The 17,946-nt window shown below is 70.1% G+C and carries 17 protein-coding genes and 1 pseudogene; 14 read left to right on the forward strand and 4 right to left on the reverse strand.

Features of this window, described 5'->3' with window-relative positions:
* Nucleotide 1: 1 nt before the first annotated feature.
* Nucleotides 2–476 (forward strand): annotated as a pseudogene (locus OHA73_RS04750) (alpha/beta fold hydrolase).
* 64 nt (nt 477–540) lie between these two features.
* Here the strand turns inward: OHA73_RS04750 and OHA73_RS04755 are convergent.
* On the reverse strand, nt 541–1,185 hold the full coding sequence (locus OHA73_RS04755) for a dihydrofolate reductase family protein (protein WP_267072003.1): 645 nt from the start codon (nt 1,183–1,185) through the stop codon (nt 541–543).
* Between the two features lie 119 nt (nt 1,186–1,304).
* Here OHA73_RS04755 and OHA73_RS04760 point away from each other — a divergent pair, with 119 nt between their 5' ends.
* Both OHA73_RS04760 and OHA73_RS04765 read left to right on the forward strand, forming a co-directional pair.
* Nucleotides 1,305–1,802, forward strand: coding sequence for a winged helix-turn-helix transcriptional regulator (locus tag OHA73_RS04760; RefSeq protein WP_327654288.1), 498 nt, complete (start codon nt 1,305–1,307; stop codon nt 1,800–1,802).
* Between the two features lie 87 nt (nt 1,803–1,889).
* On the forward strand, nt 1,890–2,807 hold the full coding sequence (locus tag OHA73_RS04765) for a YihY/virulence factor BrkB family protein (RefSeq protein WP_443063030.1): 918 nt from the start codon (nt 1,890–1,892) through the stop codon (nt 2,805–2,807).
* Between the two features lie 19 nt (nt 2,808–2,826).
* Here OHA73_RS04765 and OHA73_RS04770 read toward each other — a convergent pair whose 3' ends face one another.
* Complete coding sequence (locus OHA73_RS04770; RefSeq protein ID WP_327654289.1) at nt 2,827–4,296, reverse strand: FAD-dependent monooxygenase; 1,470 nt, start codon at nt 4,294–4,296, stop codon at nt 2,827–2,829.
* A 68-nt stretch (nt 4,297–4,364) separates the two neighbouring features.
* On the opposite strand from OHA73_RS04770, the gene OHA73_RS04775 reads away from it, so the two are divergent.
* The 5 genes from OHA73_RS04775 (at nt 4,365) to OHA73_RS04795 (ending at nt 8,871) form a co-directional block, all read left to right on the forward strand.
* A complete protein-coding gene (locus tag OHA73_RS04775; RefSeq protein WP_327654290.1) occupies nt 4,365–4,988 on the forward strand; it encodes a TetR/AcrR family transcriptional regulator C-terminal domain-containing protein in 624 nt (207 codons plus the stop codon).
* Nucleotides 4,989–5,373: 385 nt separating this feature from the next.
* On the forward strand, nt 5,374–5,970 hold the full coding sequence (locus tag OHA73_RS04780; RefSeq protein ID WP_327654291.1) for a chemotaxis protein CheB: 597 nt from the start codon (nt 5,374–5,376) through the stop codon (nt 5,968–5,970).
* Nucleotides 5,971–6,128: 158 nt separating this feature from the next.
* A complete protein-coding gene (locus OHA73_RS04785; protein ID WP_327654292.1) occupies nt 6,129–6,935 on the forward strand; it encodes a SigB/SigF/SigG family RNA polymerase sigma factor in 807 nt (268 codons plus the stop codon).
* 133 nt (nt 6,936–7,068) lie between these two features.
* Nucleotides 7,069–8,157, forward strand: a complete 1,089-nt coding sequence (locus OHA73_RS04790) for a glutamate--cysteine ligase 2 (RefSeq protein ID WP_327654293.1) — start codon at nt 7,069–7,071, stop codon at nt 8,155–8,157.
* A 309-nt stretch (nt 8,158–8,466) separates the two neighbouring features.
* Nucleotides 8,467–8,871, forward strand: coding sequence for an FKBP-type peptidyl-prolyl cis-trans isomerase (locus tag OHA73_RS04795; RefSeq protein WP_323179645.1), 405 nt, complete (start codon nt 8,467–8,469; stop codon nt 8,869–8,871).
* Nucleotides 8,872–8,932: 61 nt separating this feature from the next.
* On the opposite strand, the gene OHA73_RS04800 is transcribed toward OHA73_RS04795, so the two are convergent.
* A complete protein-coding gene (locus OHA73_RS04800; RefSeq protein WP_327654294.1) occupies nt 8,933–9,649 on the reverse strand; it encodes a sulfite exporter TauE/SafE family protein in 717 nt (238 codons plus the stop codon).
* A 292-nt stretch (nt 9,650–9,941) separates the two neighbouring features.
* On the opposite strand from OHA73_RS04800, the gene OHA73_RS04805 reads away from it, so the two are divergent.
* From OHA73_RS04805 to OHA73_RS04830, 6 genes are all read left to right on the forward strand, one after another.
* The gene (locus OHA73_RS04805; protein WP_327654295.1) at nt 9,942–10,826 is read left to right on the forward strand and encodes a helix-turn-helix transcriptional regulator; all 885 of its coding nucleotides are present in this window, start codon (nt 9,942–9,944) and stop codon (nt 10,824–10,826) included.
* A 201-nt stretch (nt 10,827–11,027) separates the two neighbouring features.
* On the forward strand, nt 11,028–12,296 hold the full coding sequence (locus OHA73_RS04810) for an MFS transporter (protein WP_327654296.1): 1,269 nt from the start codon (nt 11,028–11,030) through the stop codon (nt 12,294–12,296).
* Nucleotides 12,297–12,541: 245 nt separating this feature from the next.
* Nucleotides 12,542–13,342 carry a hypothetical protein gene (locus OHA73_RS04815; protein ID WP_327654297.1) on the forward strand — a complete coding sequence of 267 codons (801 nt, stop codon included), beginning with the start codon at nt 12,542–12,544 and terminating at the stop codon, nt 13,340–13,342.
* Nucleotides 13,343–13,548: 206 nt separating this feature from the next.
* Nucleotides 13,549–15,075, forward strand: a complete 1,527-nt coding sequence (locus tag OHA73_RS04820; protein WP_327654298.1) for an FAD-dependent oxidoreductase — start codon at nt 13,549–13,551, stop codon at nt 15,073–15,075.
* A 73-nt stretch (nt 15,076–15,148) separates the two neighbouring features.
* Entirely contained in the window at nt 15,149–16,294 is a 1,146-nt protein-coding gene (locus OHA73_RS04825) for a hypothetical protein (protein WP_327654299.1), read from the forward strand.
* Between the two features lie 4 nt (nt 16,295–16,298).
* Entirely contained in the window at nt 16,299–16,931 is a 633-nt protein-coding gene (locus tag OHA73_RS04830) for a TetR/AcrR family transcriptional regulator (protein WP_327654300.1), read from the forward strand.
* A gap of 84 nt (nt 16,932–17,015) precedes the next feature.
* Here the strand turns inward: OHA73_RS04830 and OHA73_RS04835 are convergent, their stop codons facing one another.
* Nucleotides 17,016–17,858, reverse strand: a complete 843-nt coding sequence (locus OHA73_RS04835; RefSeq protein WP_327654301.1) for an SDR family oxidoreductase — start codon at nt 17,856–17,858, stop codon at nt 17,016–17,018.
* Nucleotides 17,859–17,946 lie beyond the last annotated feature (88 nt).

A 17,946-nucleotide genomic window follows, 5' to 3' on the forward strand; every position in this document is an offset into this window, starting at 1 on the left:
CCTGGTGTTCCTGCACTACTGGGGTGGTTCCGCCCGCACCTGGGACCTCGTCGACGACCGCCTGGCGGGCCGTGACGTACTTCCGCGGGTGGAGCCGCTCGAGCGCTCTGCCCGGTCCTTACCCCCTCGGCCAGCTCGCCGACGACACACTCGCCGTGCTCGCCGATGCGGGGGTCACCGACCACGTCCTGGTGGGCATTCAATGGGCGGCAAGGTCGCACAACTGGTCGCGGCCACCCGGCCTGCGCGGCATCGCGCAGGACACTACCGAGCACACCCGCATGGTCGGCGTGCCCGCACTCGTCGTCGCCGGAGAACACGACCAGGTGGAGCCCGTCGACGTACTCCGCGACAACCTGGTGCCCTACCTCTCCCAAGCCGACTTCGTGGTGATCCCGCACACCGGTCACCTGATCCCGCTGGAAGCCCCGGCCACCCTCGTCGACGCCATCACCGCATTCGCGCCGACAGCCTGAGTGAACGCTGGTCCGAACACGAACACGAACGCCGCCCCCTTGGCGCGGCGTTCGCGGGCGGTCGCTACGGCCTGGTGAACGTCATGTGCGTGACGCCGCCAGGCGTTGTCACGGACTCGGTCCGGAAGCGCTTCTCGAGTCCTTCGAGTCCGTCCCACAGGCGCTCGCCACGGCCCAGAAGGATCGGAACGACGACGATGTGCAGATGGTCGACGAGGTCTTCGGCGAGGAACTCGCGGACCGTGGTCGGCCCGCCGCCGATCCTCACGTCCAAGTCGCCCGCGGCCTCGCGCGCCTGACGGAGCGCCTCCTGCGGCGTGGCGTCGACGAAGTGGAATGTGGTGCCGCCCTCCATCTCCACCGAGGGGCGCGGGTGGTGGGTCAGGACGAACACCGGGGTGTGGAAGGGCGGATTGGGCCCCCACCAGCCCTTCCAGTCCTCGTTCTCCCACGGCCCGCGCTGGGCGCCGAACTTGTTGCGGCCCATGATCTCCGCCCCGATGCCGGCATCCCAGGCGCCGGCGAAGGCGTCGTCGACACCAGCGCTCCCACCCGGCTTGCCCAGCATGTGCTGGAAGGTCCTGGTCGGGAAGAACCACTCATGGAGCCGCTCGCCGGCGTGGCCGAACGGGGCTTCGAGACTCTGCCCTTCGCCGGTGGCGAATCCGTCGATGGAGATGGCGAAGTTGTGGACCCTTACGCGGGACATTGCATCGACTCCTGCCGTCGAAGCGATGTGATTGCGAATTGCAATCACTAGCTGTGCGTGAGCCTAGACTTGGTGATGGCAGAATGCAATCACTGGAGGTGGGCAACTGGAGGTGGGTAATGCGAGACAGACCGCGGTCCGGATGTGCGATCAACGCGGCCGTGGAGGCACTCGGGGACCAGTGGAGCCTCATCGTCCTGCGCGACATGGTGTTCGGCGGGCGCCGGCACTTCCGCGAGCTGCTCAGCGGCTCCGAGGAAGGGATCGCGTCGAACATCCTCAGCAGCCGCCTCAAAGCCCTCGTCGCCGGCGGCCTCCTCACGCAGGAGCAGGCCGAACGAGGGCGTCGAGCGACCTACAGCCTCACGGAAGCGGGCATCCAGACGGTCCCCATCATGGCCGCGCTCGGTTCCTGGGGAATGCGGCACCGCCCGACCACCCCCGAACTCACCGTCCGCGCCCGCCTCTTGGAGGACGGCGGCCCGCAGCTCTGGGAGGACCTCATGGACGAACTCCGCGAGGTGCACCTGGGCATTCCCCGCCCGAACCCCGACCGCCCCCGGGCCTCCGAACTCCTTCAGGCCGCCTACGAACAGGCCCTCACGGAGACGCACTGACGGCTGCCCCCGATACAGGGGACACACTCACCCCGTACCGTTTCCGCATGCACCTACGCCCCTCCGCCCGCTCGCACCGCAGGCCACATGTCCGCTGACCCGCACGCCCTCGACGGAACGTCGCACGAACGCGGCCCACGCCCCGTCCCGTCGAGAGGTGACGGTTCCGTGCGGACCTGGCGAGCCGCGCTGCGCCGCACCCCGGTGTCGATGTGGCGCGACGACATGTCGGACTCCGCGGCCGCGCTCACGTACTACGCGATCCTGACCGTGCTGCCCTCCCTGCTGGTCATCTCCCTGGCGTTCAGCCTCATCAGCCCGGAGACGGCCGAGGAATTCATCGCCCACGTCAGCGAGTACGCTCCCGGCCAGTCCGGCACCCAGCTCCACGACGTGTTGTCCCGGGCGCTGCACCACGGCACGGCCGCCTGGATGCTGCTGGCCGCCGGCTCGGTCAGCGCGCTGTGGTCGGCCTCCAGTTACCTCGCGGTGTTCCGTCGTGCGGTCCACCGCATGCACCGGGTGGCGGACCGCCGCTCGACCTGGCACAAGGCCCACCGCATCCTGATCACGGCCCTCGCCCTGCTCGGCATCCTCGTCCTCAGCGCCCTGGTGCTCCTGATGACCGGACCGGTCGCCGAGACACTGGGCCGCTACCTCGGCCTCGGCACCGTCGCCTCCTTGGCCTGGAGCCTGCTGCGCTGGCCCCTGCTGCTGTGCGTGGTCGCTCTGCTCGTCGTCATCGTCTTCCGTACCGGTCCCGCACAGGCCCGCGTCCGTACCCACAGCATCCCCGGCGGCGCCCTGGCGGCCTTCCTGTGGCTGTGCGCCTCCGCCGGATTCGCCTTCTACACCTCGGAGTTGAGCGCCTACAGCAGGCTCTACGGATCGCTGGCGGGCGCCGTGGTCTTCCTCATCTGGCTGTGGCTGTCCAACCTGGCGCTGCTCGCCGGCGCACAATTCACCGCGGAGCTCAGCGAGTTGGAGACGCGGACGTCGGGCTGAGCGACATGTGCGGTGCGGCTCACTTCCGGTGGGTGGCGGCCAGGGTCGCGGTGAGGCTGCCGGTGAGGGCGGTGTCGTTGTGGGCGGTGCTCGCCCAGGCGATGTGGCCGTCGGGGCGGACGAGGGCGGCGCGGACGTCGGCGAAGTCGGCCGGAGGCTGGTCCGGGGTGCCGACGTGGACGTGCAGTCCGGGGCGCGCGTACCCGGTGAGACGTCCGCTGCCGGTGAGGTCCAGCAGCAGGTAGCGGTCGGCGCGCAGCAGGGCGAACAGGCCGGTGTCGCCGATCCGGAGGTCCGGGGCGCGGGTGCCGGTCAGCGGGTGTGCGTCGGGGGCGGCGGGCGGGTAGGTGACGGCGAGTGAACTGACCTGGGTCGCCAAGTGGTCGTTGAGGTTGGGCAAGTTGGCGATCAGTCGGGCGAGCAGGCCGCGCAGGTCGAGCCCTTCGGGGGTGAAGGCAGTCATCAGGGCGACTTGGGCGCGGCTGGTGGTGGTGAGGTCGACGCCGACCGGGTGGCGTTCGGCGTGGTAGGTGTCCAACAGGCCGCTGGGGGCCCAGCCGTTGAGGGTGGCGGCGAGCTTCCAGGCGAGGTTGGCGGCGTCCTGGATGCCGACGTTCATGCCGACGCCGCCGGCCGGGAAGTGCTGGTGAGCGGCGTCGCCTGCGAGGAAGACGCGGCCCTTGCGGTACTGGTCGGCGAGGTGGGTGGCGTTGCCGTAGCGGGAGAGCCAGACCGGGTCGCGCAGGCCGAAGTCGGTGCCGGCGATGGCGATGACGTTCTCGCGCAGTTCGTCCAGGGTGAGGTCGCCGGGCCAGGTGGTGACGAGGTCGCGGGGCGTGATGCCGACCAGGCGGTGGATGCCGCCGGGCATGGGGACGACCATGAGGGCGCCCTCGGGGCCGAAGTAGCTGTAGCCGGGGGCGGGCGGGTCGTCCAGGACCACGTCGCCGAGCCAGCCGAGCACGGTGGAGGGGGTGCCGGGGAAATCGATACCGGCCTCGGAGCGCACGGTGCTGCGGGCGCCGTCGCAGCCGACCAGGTAGGCCGCCTGGAGGGTGGCGGGCCCGTGCGGTCCGGTGGTGTGCACGGCGATGTGGTCGGTGTGCTCGGTGAACCCGGTGACCTCGTGTCCGCGCAGGATGTGCGCGCCCAGGTCGAGGGCCTGGCCCTCCAGCAGTGCCTCGGTGCGCTCTTGAGGCAGGGCGAGGGTGTACGGGAAGGGGCTCGGCAGATGACGAAAGTCCAGACGGGAGTCGAGGCCGCCGAAGTGGCCGCCGGGCAGCGGTATGCCCTCGCTCACGAAGGGCTGGTGCGCGCCGCGGGAGGCGAAGGTCTCGATGGTGCGGGGGTGCACGGTCAGGGCGCGGGAGCGGGAGTCGCGTTCGAGGCGGGGCTCGATCACGGCGACGGTGACTCCCGTGCGGCGCAGTTCGCCGGCGAGCCACAGGCCCACGGGCCCGGCGCCTGCGACGACAACTTGGTAGTCCATGGTCCTTCTCTCCCTCGAAACACACTCTTGGTCGGTGACCAATGATTGAGCTGGAGTAAACTAGGTCAGTGACCAAGAAGCAAGCCAGGGAAGACGCGGCAGGCCAGCTCACACGCACCGCCGTGATCGATGCCGCGCTCCAGGTACTGGACGAGCGTGGCCTTGACGGCCTCTCCACCCGGGCGGTCGCCGACCGCCTCGGGGTGCGGATGAACACGGTGCTGTGGCACGTGAAGACCAAGGCGCGAATGTTGGAACTGATGGCCGACGCCGTCCTCGCCGACATCGGCTACGACGACCTGCCCGACGCCCCTCTGGAACGTGCCCGCGAACTGACCGGCCGCTACCGGCGCACGCTGCTCGCCCACCGCGACGGCGCCGCCCTGGTCACCGGCACCTATTCAGCAGAGCCGCACACGCTGCGCTTCGCCGACCGCCTCGTCGACGCGTTCCTGGAAGCCGGTGCCGACGAGCGCCAGGCGGCATGGACGACCTGGACGGTCAACTACTTCACCCTCGGCCTGACCCAGGAGGAACAGGCCGCCCCCGAAGAAGGCGACGAACGTCTCGACCAGGCCGTCGACCCCGCCGCACACCCGTCCCTGCAACGAGTCCTGCCCCACCTCCGACAGAACTTCGACGAGCGCTTCACCTTCGGCCTGGAGGCGATCCTGTCCCGCATCTCGGCATGACGGTGTGCCCTCCTGAGGCGTGCCCCAGGAGCTGCGGATCGGGCATCGAGGGCGTGGCAACGGTTCGGCAGCCGCCGATCTCGACGCGTTCCGCATGCAACGCCCCGCCCTGGGCACTCCTCCACGAGCCGGCCTAGCGGAATACGGGCTGCGGGGCCGGGCGAAGACTGCCATGGTGGCGGTGGAGGACAACGTGTTCGGAGCGGGTCGTGTCATACGGAGCGGGTCGTGCGGAGGGCAGCCACTCGGGCCTGTCCGCCGCGTTGCAGTCGAACCCCGCACCGGTGCCTGCGCGTCGGCCGCTGACCAGCCCAACACCCACCGGAGCCCTCATGCCCGACCCCGGAAAGCCACAGGACCAGAGCCCGCCCGGGACCCCGCTGCCGTGAACCGCGCATCTTCGGCGAACGCCCGTGACTACCGAGCGGTCGTGGTGGTGGCCTCCTCGGCCGGTGGCGTGGAGGGCCTGCGGACGCTGCTGGGCGGCCTTGACCCCGAGCTGCCGGTGACCGTGCTGGTCGCGCAACACCTGCGCCGCGGCCGCGAGACACAGATCGTTCCTGTGCTGTCCCGTGCGACCGCGCTCGAGGTCGAGCTGGCCCGGAACGGGCCCTTGCGTGCGGGAGTCGTTCATATCGCTCCACCCGACCGGCACCTGTGCGTACGGCAGGACGGCAGGAGACTGTTCCTGACGGGCGAAGAGCGGGTGAACTACGCCCGCCCGGCCGCCGATCCACTGTTCGAATCGGCGGCGACAGCCTTCGGGCGGGGCGTCATCGCCTGCGTGCTGACCGGCTCCGACGGCGACGGCGCCCAAGGTGTCTCCGCCGTCAAGGCACACGGCGGCACCGTCATCGTGCAGGACCCGGACACCGCCGCGTTTCAGGGCATGCCCCAATCGGCGATCAACACGGGCCTCGTCGACCTCGTTCTGCCTCTCGAACGCATCGCACCGGCCATTGCGGAGTGGGCGGGCCGCTGACCTGCCCGGTGGTCGACACCGCCCGCTCTTTTGTAGGGTCGAGGACACAACGAGCACGAGCTTGGGAAAACAGGCTCGCTCCAGGAGTACGAGCCACCCGCAACGGGTGTTGATCGGCCCCTGGTCATCTTGCTGACCGCGACGATGAGGAGCGAACCATGGCCACACGTCACGTGCACGACGATGCCCCTGACACCGAACAGGACTTTCTCCGGCTCGCGAACACACCCGAAGGACGCGAACGGGACACACTGGTCGAGCAGTTGGTGGAGGCCTGGCTGCCCATGGCACGCCGCCTGGCCGGCCGGTACCGCAACAAGGGTGAGAATCCCGATGACTTGAACCAGGTCGCGGCTCTGGGCCTCGTGAAGGCCGTCGAACGTTACGAACCCGGGCGCGGAGCCTTCGAGGCGTACGCGGTTCCCACGATCACCGGTGAGCTGCGCCGCCACTTCCGTGACCACACCTGGGACGTACGCGTCCCGCGGCGCGTCCAGGACCTGCGCAACAAGGTCCGTGTCGCCCGCCGGGACCTGCTCGACGAGCCCGATCACCGCCACGAACCCGACCTGGAGGAGATCGCGGCCCGGGCCGGGCTGACCCTGGACGAGGTCCGCCGGGGCATGGAGGCGCTGGAGAGTTACAGCAGCCTGTCCCTGGACGCCGAACTCGGCTCGTCCCAGGACGGAGGGGACGGAATTAGTCTCGCCGACACGCTCGGCCAGGAGGAGCCCGAGTACGATCTGGTCGCCGACCGGGAAGCAGCCAAGGAAGGCCTACGGACACTCCCGGAACGTGAGCGCTCCATCCTCTACATGCGCTTCTTCGAGGACATGACGCAGTCCCACATCGCCCAGGAAATGGGCGTCTCCCAGATGCACATCTCCCGCCTCATCAGCCGCAGCTGTGCCCAGGTACGGGAGTACGCGGCACCTGACATCACCGAGAGTCAGCAGGCTGCCTGACGGTTCAGACGACCACCCTCCCGCCCCCGCTCCGAACGGACATAGCGGCTCGTTCGTTGGGCACGCGGAGAGAACTGTTCACGCACCGGCACAGGGCCGATCGTGCGCCGGTTACCTGAAAGGAACGTGCCGCATGCGCAGTGTCGGGGTGGAAGAGGAACTGCTGCTCGTCGACCGTGACACCGGCGAGGCACGCGCCATGTCGAGCGCGGTCATGGCGGTCGCCGCCCGCGAGGGCGATGAGGCCTTCGAGGCCGAACTGCACCGCGAGCAGCTGGAGTTCGCCACCAGCCCGCACGAGGCGACGTCGGATCTCGCCGTGGACATCGCCCAGTGCCGCAGGGCCGCCACCGATCACGCGGAGAAGCTGGGCTGCGCGGCCGCCGCTCTTGCCACGTCCCCGCTCCCGGTGAGTCCCACCGTGGGTACCGGTGCACGTCACCAGTGGCTGGCGGAGGAGTTCGGCCTGACCACGCAGGAGCAGCTCACCTGCGGCTGCCACGTCCATGTGTCAGTCGACTCGGACGAAGAGGGCGTCGCCGTGCTGAACCGGATCCGTCCCTGGCTGTCGGTGCTCGTCGCGCTGAGCGCCAACTCGCCGTTCTGGCAGGGCAAGGACTCCGGGTACAGCAGCTATCGCAGCCGGGTGTGGGGGCGTTGGCCGTCCGCGGGGCCGGTGGAACTCTTCGACGACGCCGCCGCGTACCACCGCCAGGTCGAGTCCATGGTCGCCACCGGTGTCGTACGGGACGAGGGCATGGTCTACTTCGACGCCCGGCTGTCGGCCGCCCACCCGACCGTCGAGGTGCGCGTCGCCGATGTGTGTCTCGAACCGTCGACGACCGTTCTGCTCGCCATGTTGGTACGTGGTCTGGTCGAGACGGCGGCACGCGAGTGGCGCTCCGGCGAACCCGCTGCCGACCACCCCGTGGCGCTCCTGCGCCTCGCGGCCTGGCGCGCAGGCCGCTCGGGCCTCGACGATCAGCTCGTGAGCCCCCTGCTGATGCAGCCCGTACCGGCCCGGACCGCCGTGGACTCGCTCCTGGAACACGTGCGGCCCGCGCTGGAGGACGCCGGTGACTTCGAAGAGGCCCAGGCACTGGTGTCCCGGCTGCTGCGCGACGGCAACGGCACCCGCCTGCAACGCGAGGCCTTCCGGCGTACGGGCAGCCTGCGGGAGGTGGTCGCGGAGTGTGTGCGCAGGACCCACAGTGGCGTGTGAGGCACCCGCCTCCGCAAGGACAACACCGAAGTCAGGCCTGCCGCGAGTGCACCGGCCCACGCCGCCGATGAAGAGCACCGGCGCGGCCACCCAGGGCGCGATGTCCAGCGGGTGCCACCGCCACGATCGTCACGTCGACCAGGCTCATGAAGCCGGCCACCAAGGTGGTCGCCGGATTCGGCGTGCTCCGTGGATCGGCATCCTCGGTAGCGTGGCCATCTACTGCACGGGGTGTCCATGGGAGGCCATGGGAGGCCATGGGTCCGGCCGACCCCTGCAGGTCCCCCGACGGAGAGTGATGAGGCGGCAATGAGTGAACTGACGAAACCCGAGGTCGACGTTCCCGAAGGCGAAGCTCCCACCGAGCTGACCATTCGGGACCTGGTCGTCGGGGACGGGGCCGAGGTGAAGCCGGGCATGGTGGTCAGGGTCCACTATGTCGGGGTGACCTTCGCGTCCGGGAAGGAGTTCGACGCCTCCTGGGACCGGGGCGAGCCGTTCAAGTTCGCCGTGGGCGGTGGCAAGGCCATCAAGGGCTGGGACCGCGGGGTGAGGGGGATGAAGGTCGGCGGTCGGCGCGAGATCATCGTTCCCCCGCGTCTCGGCTACGGCAACCAGTCGCCCTCGCCGTTGATCCCGGCGGGCTCGACCCTGGTCTTCGTGGTGGACCTGCTCGACTCGTATTCCAGGACAACCGGGTGGAGCAACTCCTGACGAGCTCGTGCATCCATCACTGCGATTCACCACGCCACAGCAGGCACTTTCGCAACCAGCCCTAGAGGCCCCACAGCCCCTTGCCCACGGCCAAGGCGCCGCCCGCCACGGCGAGGCCGAGCACCATCACCCGGACAGCGCGCTCGGGGACCCGCCCGGCCAGGCCCCAGCCCACGAGGGCACCGGCGGTGAGGGCCGCGCCCGCCACCCACCAGGCCCGTCGGTCGAGCCCCGGCAGGCCTCCGGCGGCGACCGAGACGACGTTCACCACGACGCCGTAGAACTGGGCGTTCGGCACGAACTCGCGCATGGACCAGCCCGCGTTCACCCCGTACAGGGACATCGGGGGTCCGCCGACGCCGGCCGCCGCGTTCATGAATCCGCCCGCGCCGCCGGCGGCGAGCGCCCCGCCCGTGCCGCCGAGGGCGGGCAGCCGCAGTCCCCGCGCGACCAGGCCGACGGCGAGGCAGACCAGGGAACCGAGCACGACCATCAGGACGGGTTCCGGCAGCCGGGCCGCCGCCCAGGTGCACACCGGCACCGTGCACACGGACGCGGCGACGAACGGCGCCATCGCCCGCAGTCGCACCCGGCGCCAGCCGCCCGCCAGGCCCGCGCAACTGACCACTCCCGCGGCGCAGTTGGCGAGCAGTACCCCGTCATTCGGGCCGAGTAGAAGCACCAGGGCGGGCACGGCGACCAGTGCGAAGCCCATCCCGGTCAGCCACTGCACGCATCCGGCGACCGCGACTGCGCAGGCCAGCACCACATCACTCACCGCGCGAGCGTAAGAGCCCACGAGCCGGAGAAGAACCCCTGTGACAGCGTAGCCGTGGCGTACCACGAGGAGCACGGCCCGTAATTGCCGACGGCGGTGTTCACCGCCGTCGGCACCTACTGCGGCCTGTCCATCGATGAGGCCGCGGTGAAGGCCGGCAGTCTTCCCGGCGTGCTCGTCCCCATGCCCTGACCACCACAGCCGACGACGTCGACCCCCACCATGGAACATCTGCCGTGGGGGGTAACGACAGGGTCCCCCACCTTCGGCGGCGTCTCCTTACGCTGGCCGCATGGACAACCGGCAAGAAGTCAGTGCATTCCTGAAATCGCGCCGCGCCAGGATCACCCCGGAGCAGGCGGGTCTGCCCGTGTACGGGCAGCGGCGGGTGCCCGGGCTGCGCCGGGGAGAGGTCGCGATGCTCGCCGGGATGAGCGTCGAGTACTACACGCGCATGGAGCGCGGCAATCTCGCGGGGGCCTCCGACAGCGTCCTGGACGCCCTCGCTCAGGCCTTGCGCCTGGACGACACCGAGCGGGACCACCTGTACGCCCTGGCGCGGACGGCCGGCAGCAGCCCGGCGCGCGGCCGGCGCCGCTCGAAGAGGGCGACCGTTCGGCCCAGTGTGCTGCGCATCGTCGAGGGCCTGCACGACCAGCCCGCGTACGTACGCAACAACCGTATGGACATCCTGGCCGCCAATCCGCTTGCGCGGGCCCTGCACTGCGAGCTGTTCGCGACCGCGACCGAGCCGGTCAACACCTGCCGGTTCGTCTTCCTCGACCCGCGGGCCACCCGCCTCTACCCCGACTGGGAACGGGTGGCCCGCGAAGGCGTGGGGGTGCTGCGGGTCGAGGTCGCCAAGAACCCCTACGACCGTGAGCTGTCGAACCTGATCGGTGAGCTGTCGACCCGCAGTGACGCCTTCCGCACCATGTGGGGCGCGCAGGACGTGCACGTCTTCACCGAGGGCACGAAGCGGTTCCTGCATCCGGCGGTGGGCGAGATGGAGCTGGTCCACGAGACCTTGGACCTGCCCGGTGACGACGGCCTGTCCATCACCGTCTACAGCGCCGATCCCGGGACACCCGCCGCCGACGCCCTGCGGCTCCTGGCCAGCTGGGCCGCCACCCAACGGCAGGAAACGGCCGCGGAGCAGTCCGGCGCCGAGGGCTGACGCCGAACCCCGTCCCGCCTCGGCGCGGAGGGGTGCCCTGCCGTTACCCCTCACGAACGTGACTGTTTGCCGCCCGCCGCGACTGGTTCCGTAGATCTCGGCGGGGTGTTCACGCCCCCGCCGGTACGTCCCCACGGCACGTCCGCCCCCGGTCGCTCTCCAGCGCCCGCCGCGCGTGCCGTCCGATCGAAAGGACCCTCGGTGACTTCCGCCGCGTCCCCCTCCCCCACCACCGGGCAAGGCCCCACAGCCGGCACTTCGCCGGAGCACGACGGCAGCGCGCCCGTCCTCACAGAGAAGGTCAAACTGCCGCCGGTGGTATGGCTGTTGGGTGCCATCACCTTCATCATGGGCACCAGCGAGATGATCGTCACCGGCCTGCTGCCGCAGCTCTCCGGCGCCCTCGGGGTGACCGTGTCCAGCGCCGGAATGCTGATCACCATCTTCGCCGTCGGCATGATGATCGGCGCCCCGGTGATGTCCCTGGCCACCCTGCGCCTGCCACGCCGCAACGCATTGATCGCCGCACTGCTCGTCTTCGCCGCCGGCCACGTCGTCGGCGCCCTGAGCTCCGGCCTGGGGCTCGCCATGGTGGGCCGGTTCGCCGCGGCGCTGGGCAACGGCACCTTCTGGGCCGTGGGCGCGGTGATCGCGACCGCCGCCGCGGGCCCGGCCGCCGGCACCCGCGCCATGGGCGTCATGGTCGGCGGCACCACCCTCGCCAACGTCGTCGGCGTGCCCCTGGGCACCGCCGCCGGCCAGCTGTCCGGCTGGCAGACCCCCTTCTGGGTGCTCGCCGCCCTCGCCGTGATCGCCGCCGCTGTGATCGTGCGCCGGCTGCCCGCCGACCGTGGTGGGGCCGACGGCACGCTGCGCGCCGAGACGGCCTCGCTCAAGCACCCGCGCCTGTGGCTGGTCTACCTGGCCATCGCGCTCATCCAGGGCGGCGTCATGGCCGCCTACAGCTACGTCGCCCCGCTGCTGACCGACCGCGCCGGCCTCGCCGAGGCGGCGGTACCACTGGCCATGCTCGGCTTCGGCGCCGGCGCGCTGGCCGGCACCACGCTCGGCGGCCGCCGCGGCGACAGCAAGCCCTACGGCACCCTCATCCCCGCCACCGCGGCTACAGCCGCGATCCTGGCCGCGATCACCCTGTGGGCGACCAGCAGCGTTCTCGCCGTGGTCCTGGTCGTGCTGCTCGGCGCCGCCGGCTTCGCGACCAATCCGGTCGTGGTCGGTGAGGTGGTCCGCGTCGCCGGAGCCGGCCGGGCCCTGCCCATGGCGCTGGCCACGTCCGCGTTCCAGGTCGGCATCGCCCTCGGCTCCTGGCTCGGGGGCGCCGCCCTCACCTCCGCCTTGTCCCTGCAGGGGCCGCCGCTGACCGGCATGATCCTCGCCCTTCTGGCGCTGGTGCCGCTGGGCCTGCTGGCCGCCTCGCGGCGCAAGGCGGGAACGGTGACGCAGAGCTGACCGGGGCCGGGGTCGGGACCGGGAGCACGTTCACCTGCCCCCGCCCGGCAGCGGTGGCTCTGGATGCGCGAACACCCCCTCAACGACAGGGTGTTGCGGTGTCTCAGCGGCACGCGCAGATCGTCATCACCTCGTAACTGCGCTTCCCCCGAACACATCCGGTCAGGCAGGCTCAAGATCGAACAAGGGAACGGCCCGACCGGCCGACCGACCGCACATCCATACATCAACGGGGGAACCACATCATGTTTCGCAACCACCGCCGCAAGGCCGTCCTCACCGCCGCCGCTCTGATGGCCACGACCACGTTGCTCACGGCCTGCCAGGGCGGCGCGGACGGGGGCGACGCGTCGAGCAGTTCCGGGTCGTCGACCGCGGCCTCGGATGCGAAGGACAAGTCCGGAGCCGACGACGCGGGTTCCGCGGGCGGCAGCACGGAGTCGCAGGCCGGCAGCGGTTCCGGTTCCGGGGGGACGTCGCAGGGCAAGGGCGTGAGCGGAACCTGGTTCGGCACCGTCTCCTACCTGGCGCCCGGCAAGTACACCGTCAGCGATCTGAAGGACACCGAGCAGGCGTTCTTCACCTCGACCGACACCAACATCCAGGGTGCCGGCCGCATCTGCGGCGACGCCGAGGGCCAGGCCGCCACGCCGTGCACCGAGAAGGAACTCGAAGCCGCGGCAAGGAAGGGCGTACCCGCCACGGTGAAGGTCAAGAACGGCACGGCGGTCAGCATCGTCGAGGACCACTCCAGCAGCGGTGGCGACGACTCGGACACCGTCAAGCCGAGCGGCACGCGCTCCGGGGAACTCGGCTACCTGGCCCCGGGCAAGTACTCCCTGGTCGACAGCGACGGGAACACCAGCTCGTTCTTCAGCGCCACCGCCACGACCATCAACGGCAACGGCTGGATCTGCGGCGAGAACGGCGACAACAAGCGCTGCACCGAGGGCGAGCTCGAGGCCGCGGCGAAGAAGGGCGGCGTGCGGGTCGTCGTCAAGCTGTACAACGGCGCCGCAGTCACCATCGACGAAGAGCACAACTGAGCCACCTCCGGCCCGACTCTCTCGTAAGCCCCCGGCAAGTGGGTCCGACGTTCCGGACCTCTCGTCGGGGGCTCACGACGTAAGGAGTCGGCCGGACGGATCGACATCGAACTCCCGCGGAAAGCCTGGCGCCTTCGAGGTGCAGCTGTTAGCTTCCCCTCCCGTCAATCATACATTCAGTCACAGCATGTATGAATGGAGGGGCCATGCAGGGAAAGACCGCCGTGGTGCTCGGTGGCAGCGTCGCGGGACTGTGCGCCGCGGGTGCGCTCGCGCGCCATTTCGACAAGGTGATCGTCCTGGAACGGGACCAACTCCCGCCGGACGCCGAGCATCGACGCGGTGTACCGCAGAGCAAGCACCCGCACTTCCTGCTCAACTCCGGGCGCCGCGCGATCGGTGAGATCTTCCCCGGCTTCGAGGACGCGCTGATCGCCGCCGGCGGCATGCTCCTGATGCCGTCGCTGGACGCGGCGTACTGCGAGAACGACGGCTGGGCCGCGCGCAAGTCCAGTTCGATGACGATGGTCTACAGCTCCCGCGTGCTCATCGAGCGGGTCCTGCGCGACAAGGTCCGTGAGCTCCCTGCCATCGAGATCCGCGAGGGCGTGGCCGTCACCGGACTGCGTACCAGCGTGGGCGACACAACACCCGGGCGCGTAGCAGGAGTTGAGTTCCGTACGGAGGACGGCTCGGGTTCGCTGGACGCCGAGCTCGTCGTCGACGCGCTGGGGCGGGGCTCCTCCGTGGCGGACTGGCTGAGTGGGGCGGGGTGGCCGGCGGCCGAGGAGAGGACCCTCGACGCCAAGGTCACCTACACCTCACGGTGGTACGACCTGCCGCCCGCCGACCGGCGTCCCGCGTCGTGGTGGTGGAAGCACCTGGTCGTCACCCCGACCCAGGACACCGGCGGCCACCCCGAGGAGCACGAGTTCCTCAGCAACTTCTTCCCGATCGAGGGTGATCGGGCCATCGTGTGCATGGGGGCGTGGGGCCTGCGGATGCCGCGCGACGTGGACACGTTCGAGGCCGCGGCGGACCGTGTGCGGGCGGCGGCCTTCGGGCGGGCGATGCACGACAGCACGCCCACGTCCGAAGTGCACCTGACCCGCTCGACCGGAAACAAGTGGCGCCGCTTCGACCTGCTGGACCGGCCGCCCCTCGGCCTGGTGAGTGTCGGTGACTCCATCTGCGCGTTCAATCCGTTCTACGCCCAGGGCATGAGCTCGGCGGCCCGTTCCGCGCTCATCCTCGCCGAGCTGCTGCGCGCCCGCGACACCCTCGACGGCACCTTCTTCCGCGAGTTCCTCGATCGGCAGAAGGAGTCGCTCGACGTGCCCTGGATGCTCGCGATGGCGCGCGACCAGGCCTACGACTTCGCGACCGGCACCGAAGTCGTCCCCGGCTGGCGCCGCAGGATCGCTGCACGCATGAGCTGGCCGGTCTTCAACGCGACCACCGCCACGAGCCGCGAGGACGACTACGTGGACCGGACGTTCACCGCCGTCTTCAACCTCGACAAGTCGCTGCGGGAGATGGCCACCGACCCGCGCTTCTGGCTCCGTATCGCGCGCTACAAGGTGCGCGAGCTGCGCGGCCGCACGGTCGTTCCCCACGGCTTCGACGACCAACAGGACCCGCCCGGAACCGACTTCACCGGCATCACGAAGGCCAACTCCCGGACCTACGAGAACCGTTCGCCCGCCACCGAGACCGACCTCGTCAACGACTGAGACACCACCGCCGACCGACTGGAATCGCCCCGAACCGACTGGAACCAACCGGAACCGACTGGAGGAGTGACGAATGGGCTACTCATGCGACTCCGCGGCCGAGCGCCTCGCGGAAGGGCTCGGCTTCTCGTGCCATGACGCGGCTCCGATCGTGGACTTCCGCAACCCGTTCGGCCTGGAGAGCGGCACCATGCCGTACCTGGAACTGCTCGTCATCGGTGGGGCGGTGTTCGCCTTCGTCCACGCCTGGCGACGGTGGCGCCGCGACGGCGACCCGGTCAACATCTCGCTGTGGTTCGCCTCGGTCGTCTACCTGGCGGTGATCGAGCCGCCGCTCTACTTCCCGAGCTGGTTCGGGCTCCAGGAGTACGTCGGCTTCATCTTCTCCCACAACGTGTTCACCGTGCAGTTCATGTACGACCGGCTGCCGCTGTACATCGTGGCGTTCTATCCGGCGCTGTCGCAGCTCGCCTACGAACTCGTCCGCGCCCTGGGCGGCTTCACCCGGCGCGGCCGCCTTTCCGGTCCGGTCGCCGGGTCGCTGGCCGTCGCGTTCGTCTGCCAGGTGTTCTACGAGATCTTCGATCAGCTCGGGCCGCAGCTGAAGTGGTGGGCCTGGAATCCCGGCAACACGATGATCAACGAACCGGCGCTCGCCTCGGTCCCGATGAACAGCATGTTCCTGTTCGCGTCGGTGTCCTTCGGCGCGATGACCTACCTCGTCGTACGGTTTGTCGGCGCACGGGACGGCCGTGCCACGCTCACCGGCCGGCAGATCGGCCTGCGCACCGTCGCCGCCGGTGTCCTGACACCGTTGGCGATGGGCATCGCCGGTGTGCCCAGCAACCTCTTCGCGGGCGGGGACCAACTCGGCATCCAGCGAGCCATCCTCGGCGTCGAGATCGCCCTCGTCTGGATCGTCGGCCTCTACCTGCTCGCGGACGCGTGGCGTGCGCGCCGTTCGCAGCCGATGCCGGTTGCTGCCGCGTCGCCGGGGTTCGCGAGGACGTATCCGGCGCTGTACCTCGTCGTCCATGTCGTGCTCTGGCTGGTCGCGTTGCCCGCCTACGTCGATGCGTCCAGCGGCGTCACCGAGCAGGGCACACCGGTCGGCAGCCTCTGGTACACCGCTCTGTGCGCCGTCGCCGCGACCGGCCTGGTCGTGGCCGCACTCCGCGCAACCAGGCCCCAACCGGCCGTGGAGCCTGTGCGATCCTGAGGCAATGGGGCACCACGGCTGGGGAGGCCGACCTCCCGCATCGGACGCGGAGGCACGGCAGCGGATCATCGACGCGACCGCCCGCTGCGTCGACCGGCACGGCGTCACGAAAACGACCCTGTCCGACGTCGCGGCCGAACTCGGCGTCACCCGCCAGACCGTGTACCGCCACTTCGGGCGACTCAGCGACATCGTCGCCGAGGTGGCGGCCCAGGGCGCCGAGTCGTTCGTCGACCTGATGATCGCGCACCTGCAAGGCATCACGGAACCGGCCGAAGCCGTCGTCGAGGGCATGGTCTTCTGCGTACGGACCATCCCCACCGAGCCACGCCTGAGCCTTCTGCTGCAACTCGGCGACACCACCGCCTTCGGCCGCGGCGCCACCACCAGTGACACCATCGGCTACGGCGCCAGGATGCTGCGGCGCTTCCCCGTCGACTGGGCCGCCGCGGGCGTCGGCGACAAGGACCTCGACGGCCTCGCCGAGATGATCATGCGGCTCCTGACCTCACTGCTCCAGCACCCCGGTGAGCCACCACAGGACGAGACCCGACTCCGCACCCTCCTCAACCGCTGGCTGGCCCCGGCCCTGTCCCGGACGGCGGCGTCGGCGGGCGTGACGGGTGACTCGGCCTGACCAGTCGAGCCGAGCCGTCCCGGCCATGAGCGTCAGCCTTCGAACTCAGCGGAGACTGCAACCGCGGCCATCATGTGAGAGCGATCAACTGGCCGTATCTGTGGCCCCGCCTGACAGGAATTCGCGAGCCCCGCGCATCCTGGTGCGGAGACTGCGCTGGGTTCCGCTGCTGTCCAGACGCACGTCCAGCGGTCCAGGCACGCCCGTGTCGGCCCGTCGCCGCGCAGGCAGAGTGGCCGGGTCGAGGCCATCGCGGCGAGCGATCAGGAGGCCGAGTTCGTGACGGCTGACCGCGTCCGGCCCTGCGACGTGGCGGATTCCGGCGTGATCGGAGGACGCTAGTTCCAGAATCGCGGCAGCAAGGTCCGACACATGCACGGGGCAACGGACATCGTCGGTGAACAGGGCCCCGTCACGGCGCCCACCGGACAGCTCATGCACCAACGTCTCGTGCGCGGAATCCCCATCGCCGATGATCAGCGACGTTCGGGCGATGACGGCTGCCGGGGCCAGCAGACGGATCGCGGTCTCGGCGGCGGCCTTTGCGGCGCCGTAGGGCGTGATCGGATCCGGTGCAGCGGCTTCGTCGTAGTAGGCCTGGGCTCCGGAGAAGACCGCGTCGCTGGATACGTGCACCAGCCGTGCTCCCCGGCCGGCTGCGGCCATCGCCACCTGGATGGCTCCCTCCGCCGTGGTCGCCCAATCTGCCTTCCGTGAGGCCGCGTTGACCACAACACGTGGATCCACTTCGTCGAGCACCGAGGCGATCTCCGCGCGATTGCGGAGGTCAAGCGGCAGCCACTGAACCTCGGAGGAGCGGCCGGGGTTCCTCATGAAAGTCGCGGCAACGGCGTGCCCGGAAGCAGTCGCCTGTCGTACCAGTTCCCCGCCGAGGAAACCGCTGCCGCCGATGATGAGCAAGGTCATGACCCGACACACTATGCCGAGAAGGACCGCCTAGCAGGGGTGCGGTGACCGGTGGAGGGCGGTGAGGAGGACGCGACCGGCCCTCTCG

Source organism: Streptomyces sp. NBC_00483 (assembly GCF_036013745.1).
Classification (GTDB): Bacteria; Actinomycetota; Actinomycetes; order Streptomycetales; family Streptomycetaceae; genus Streptomyces.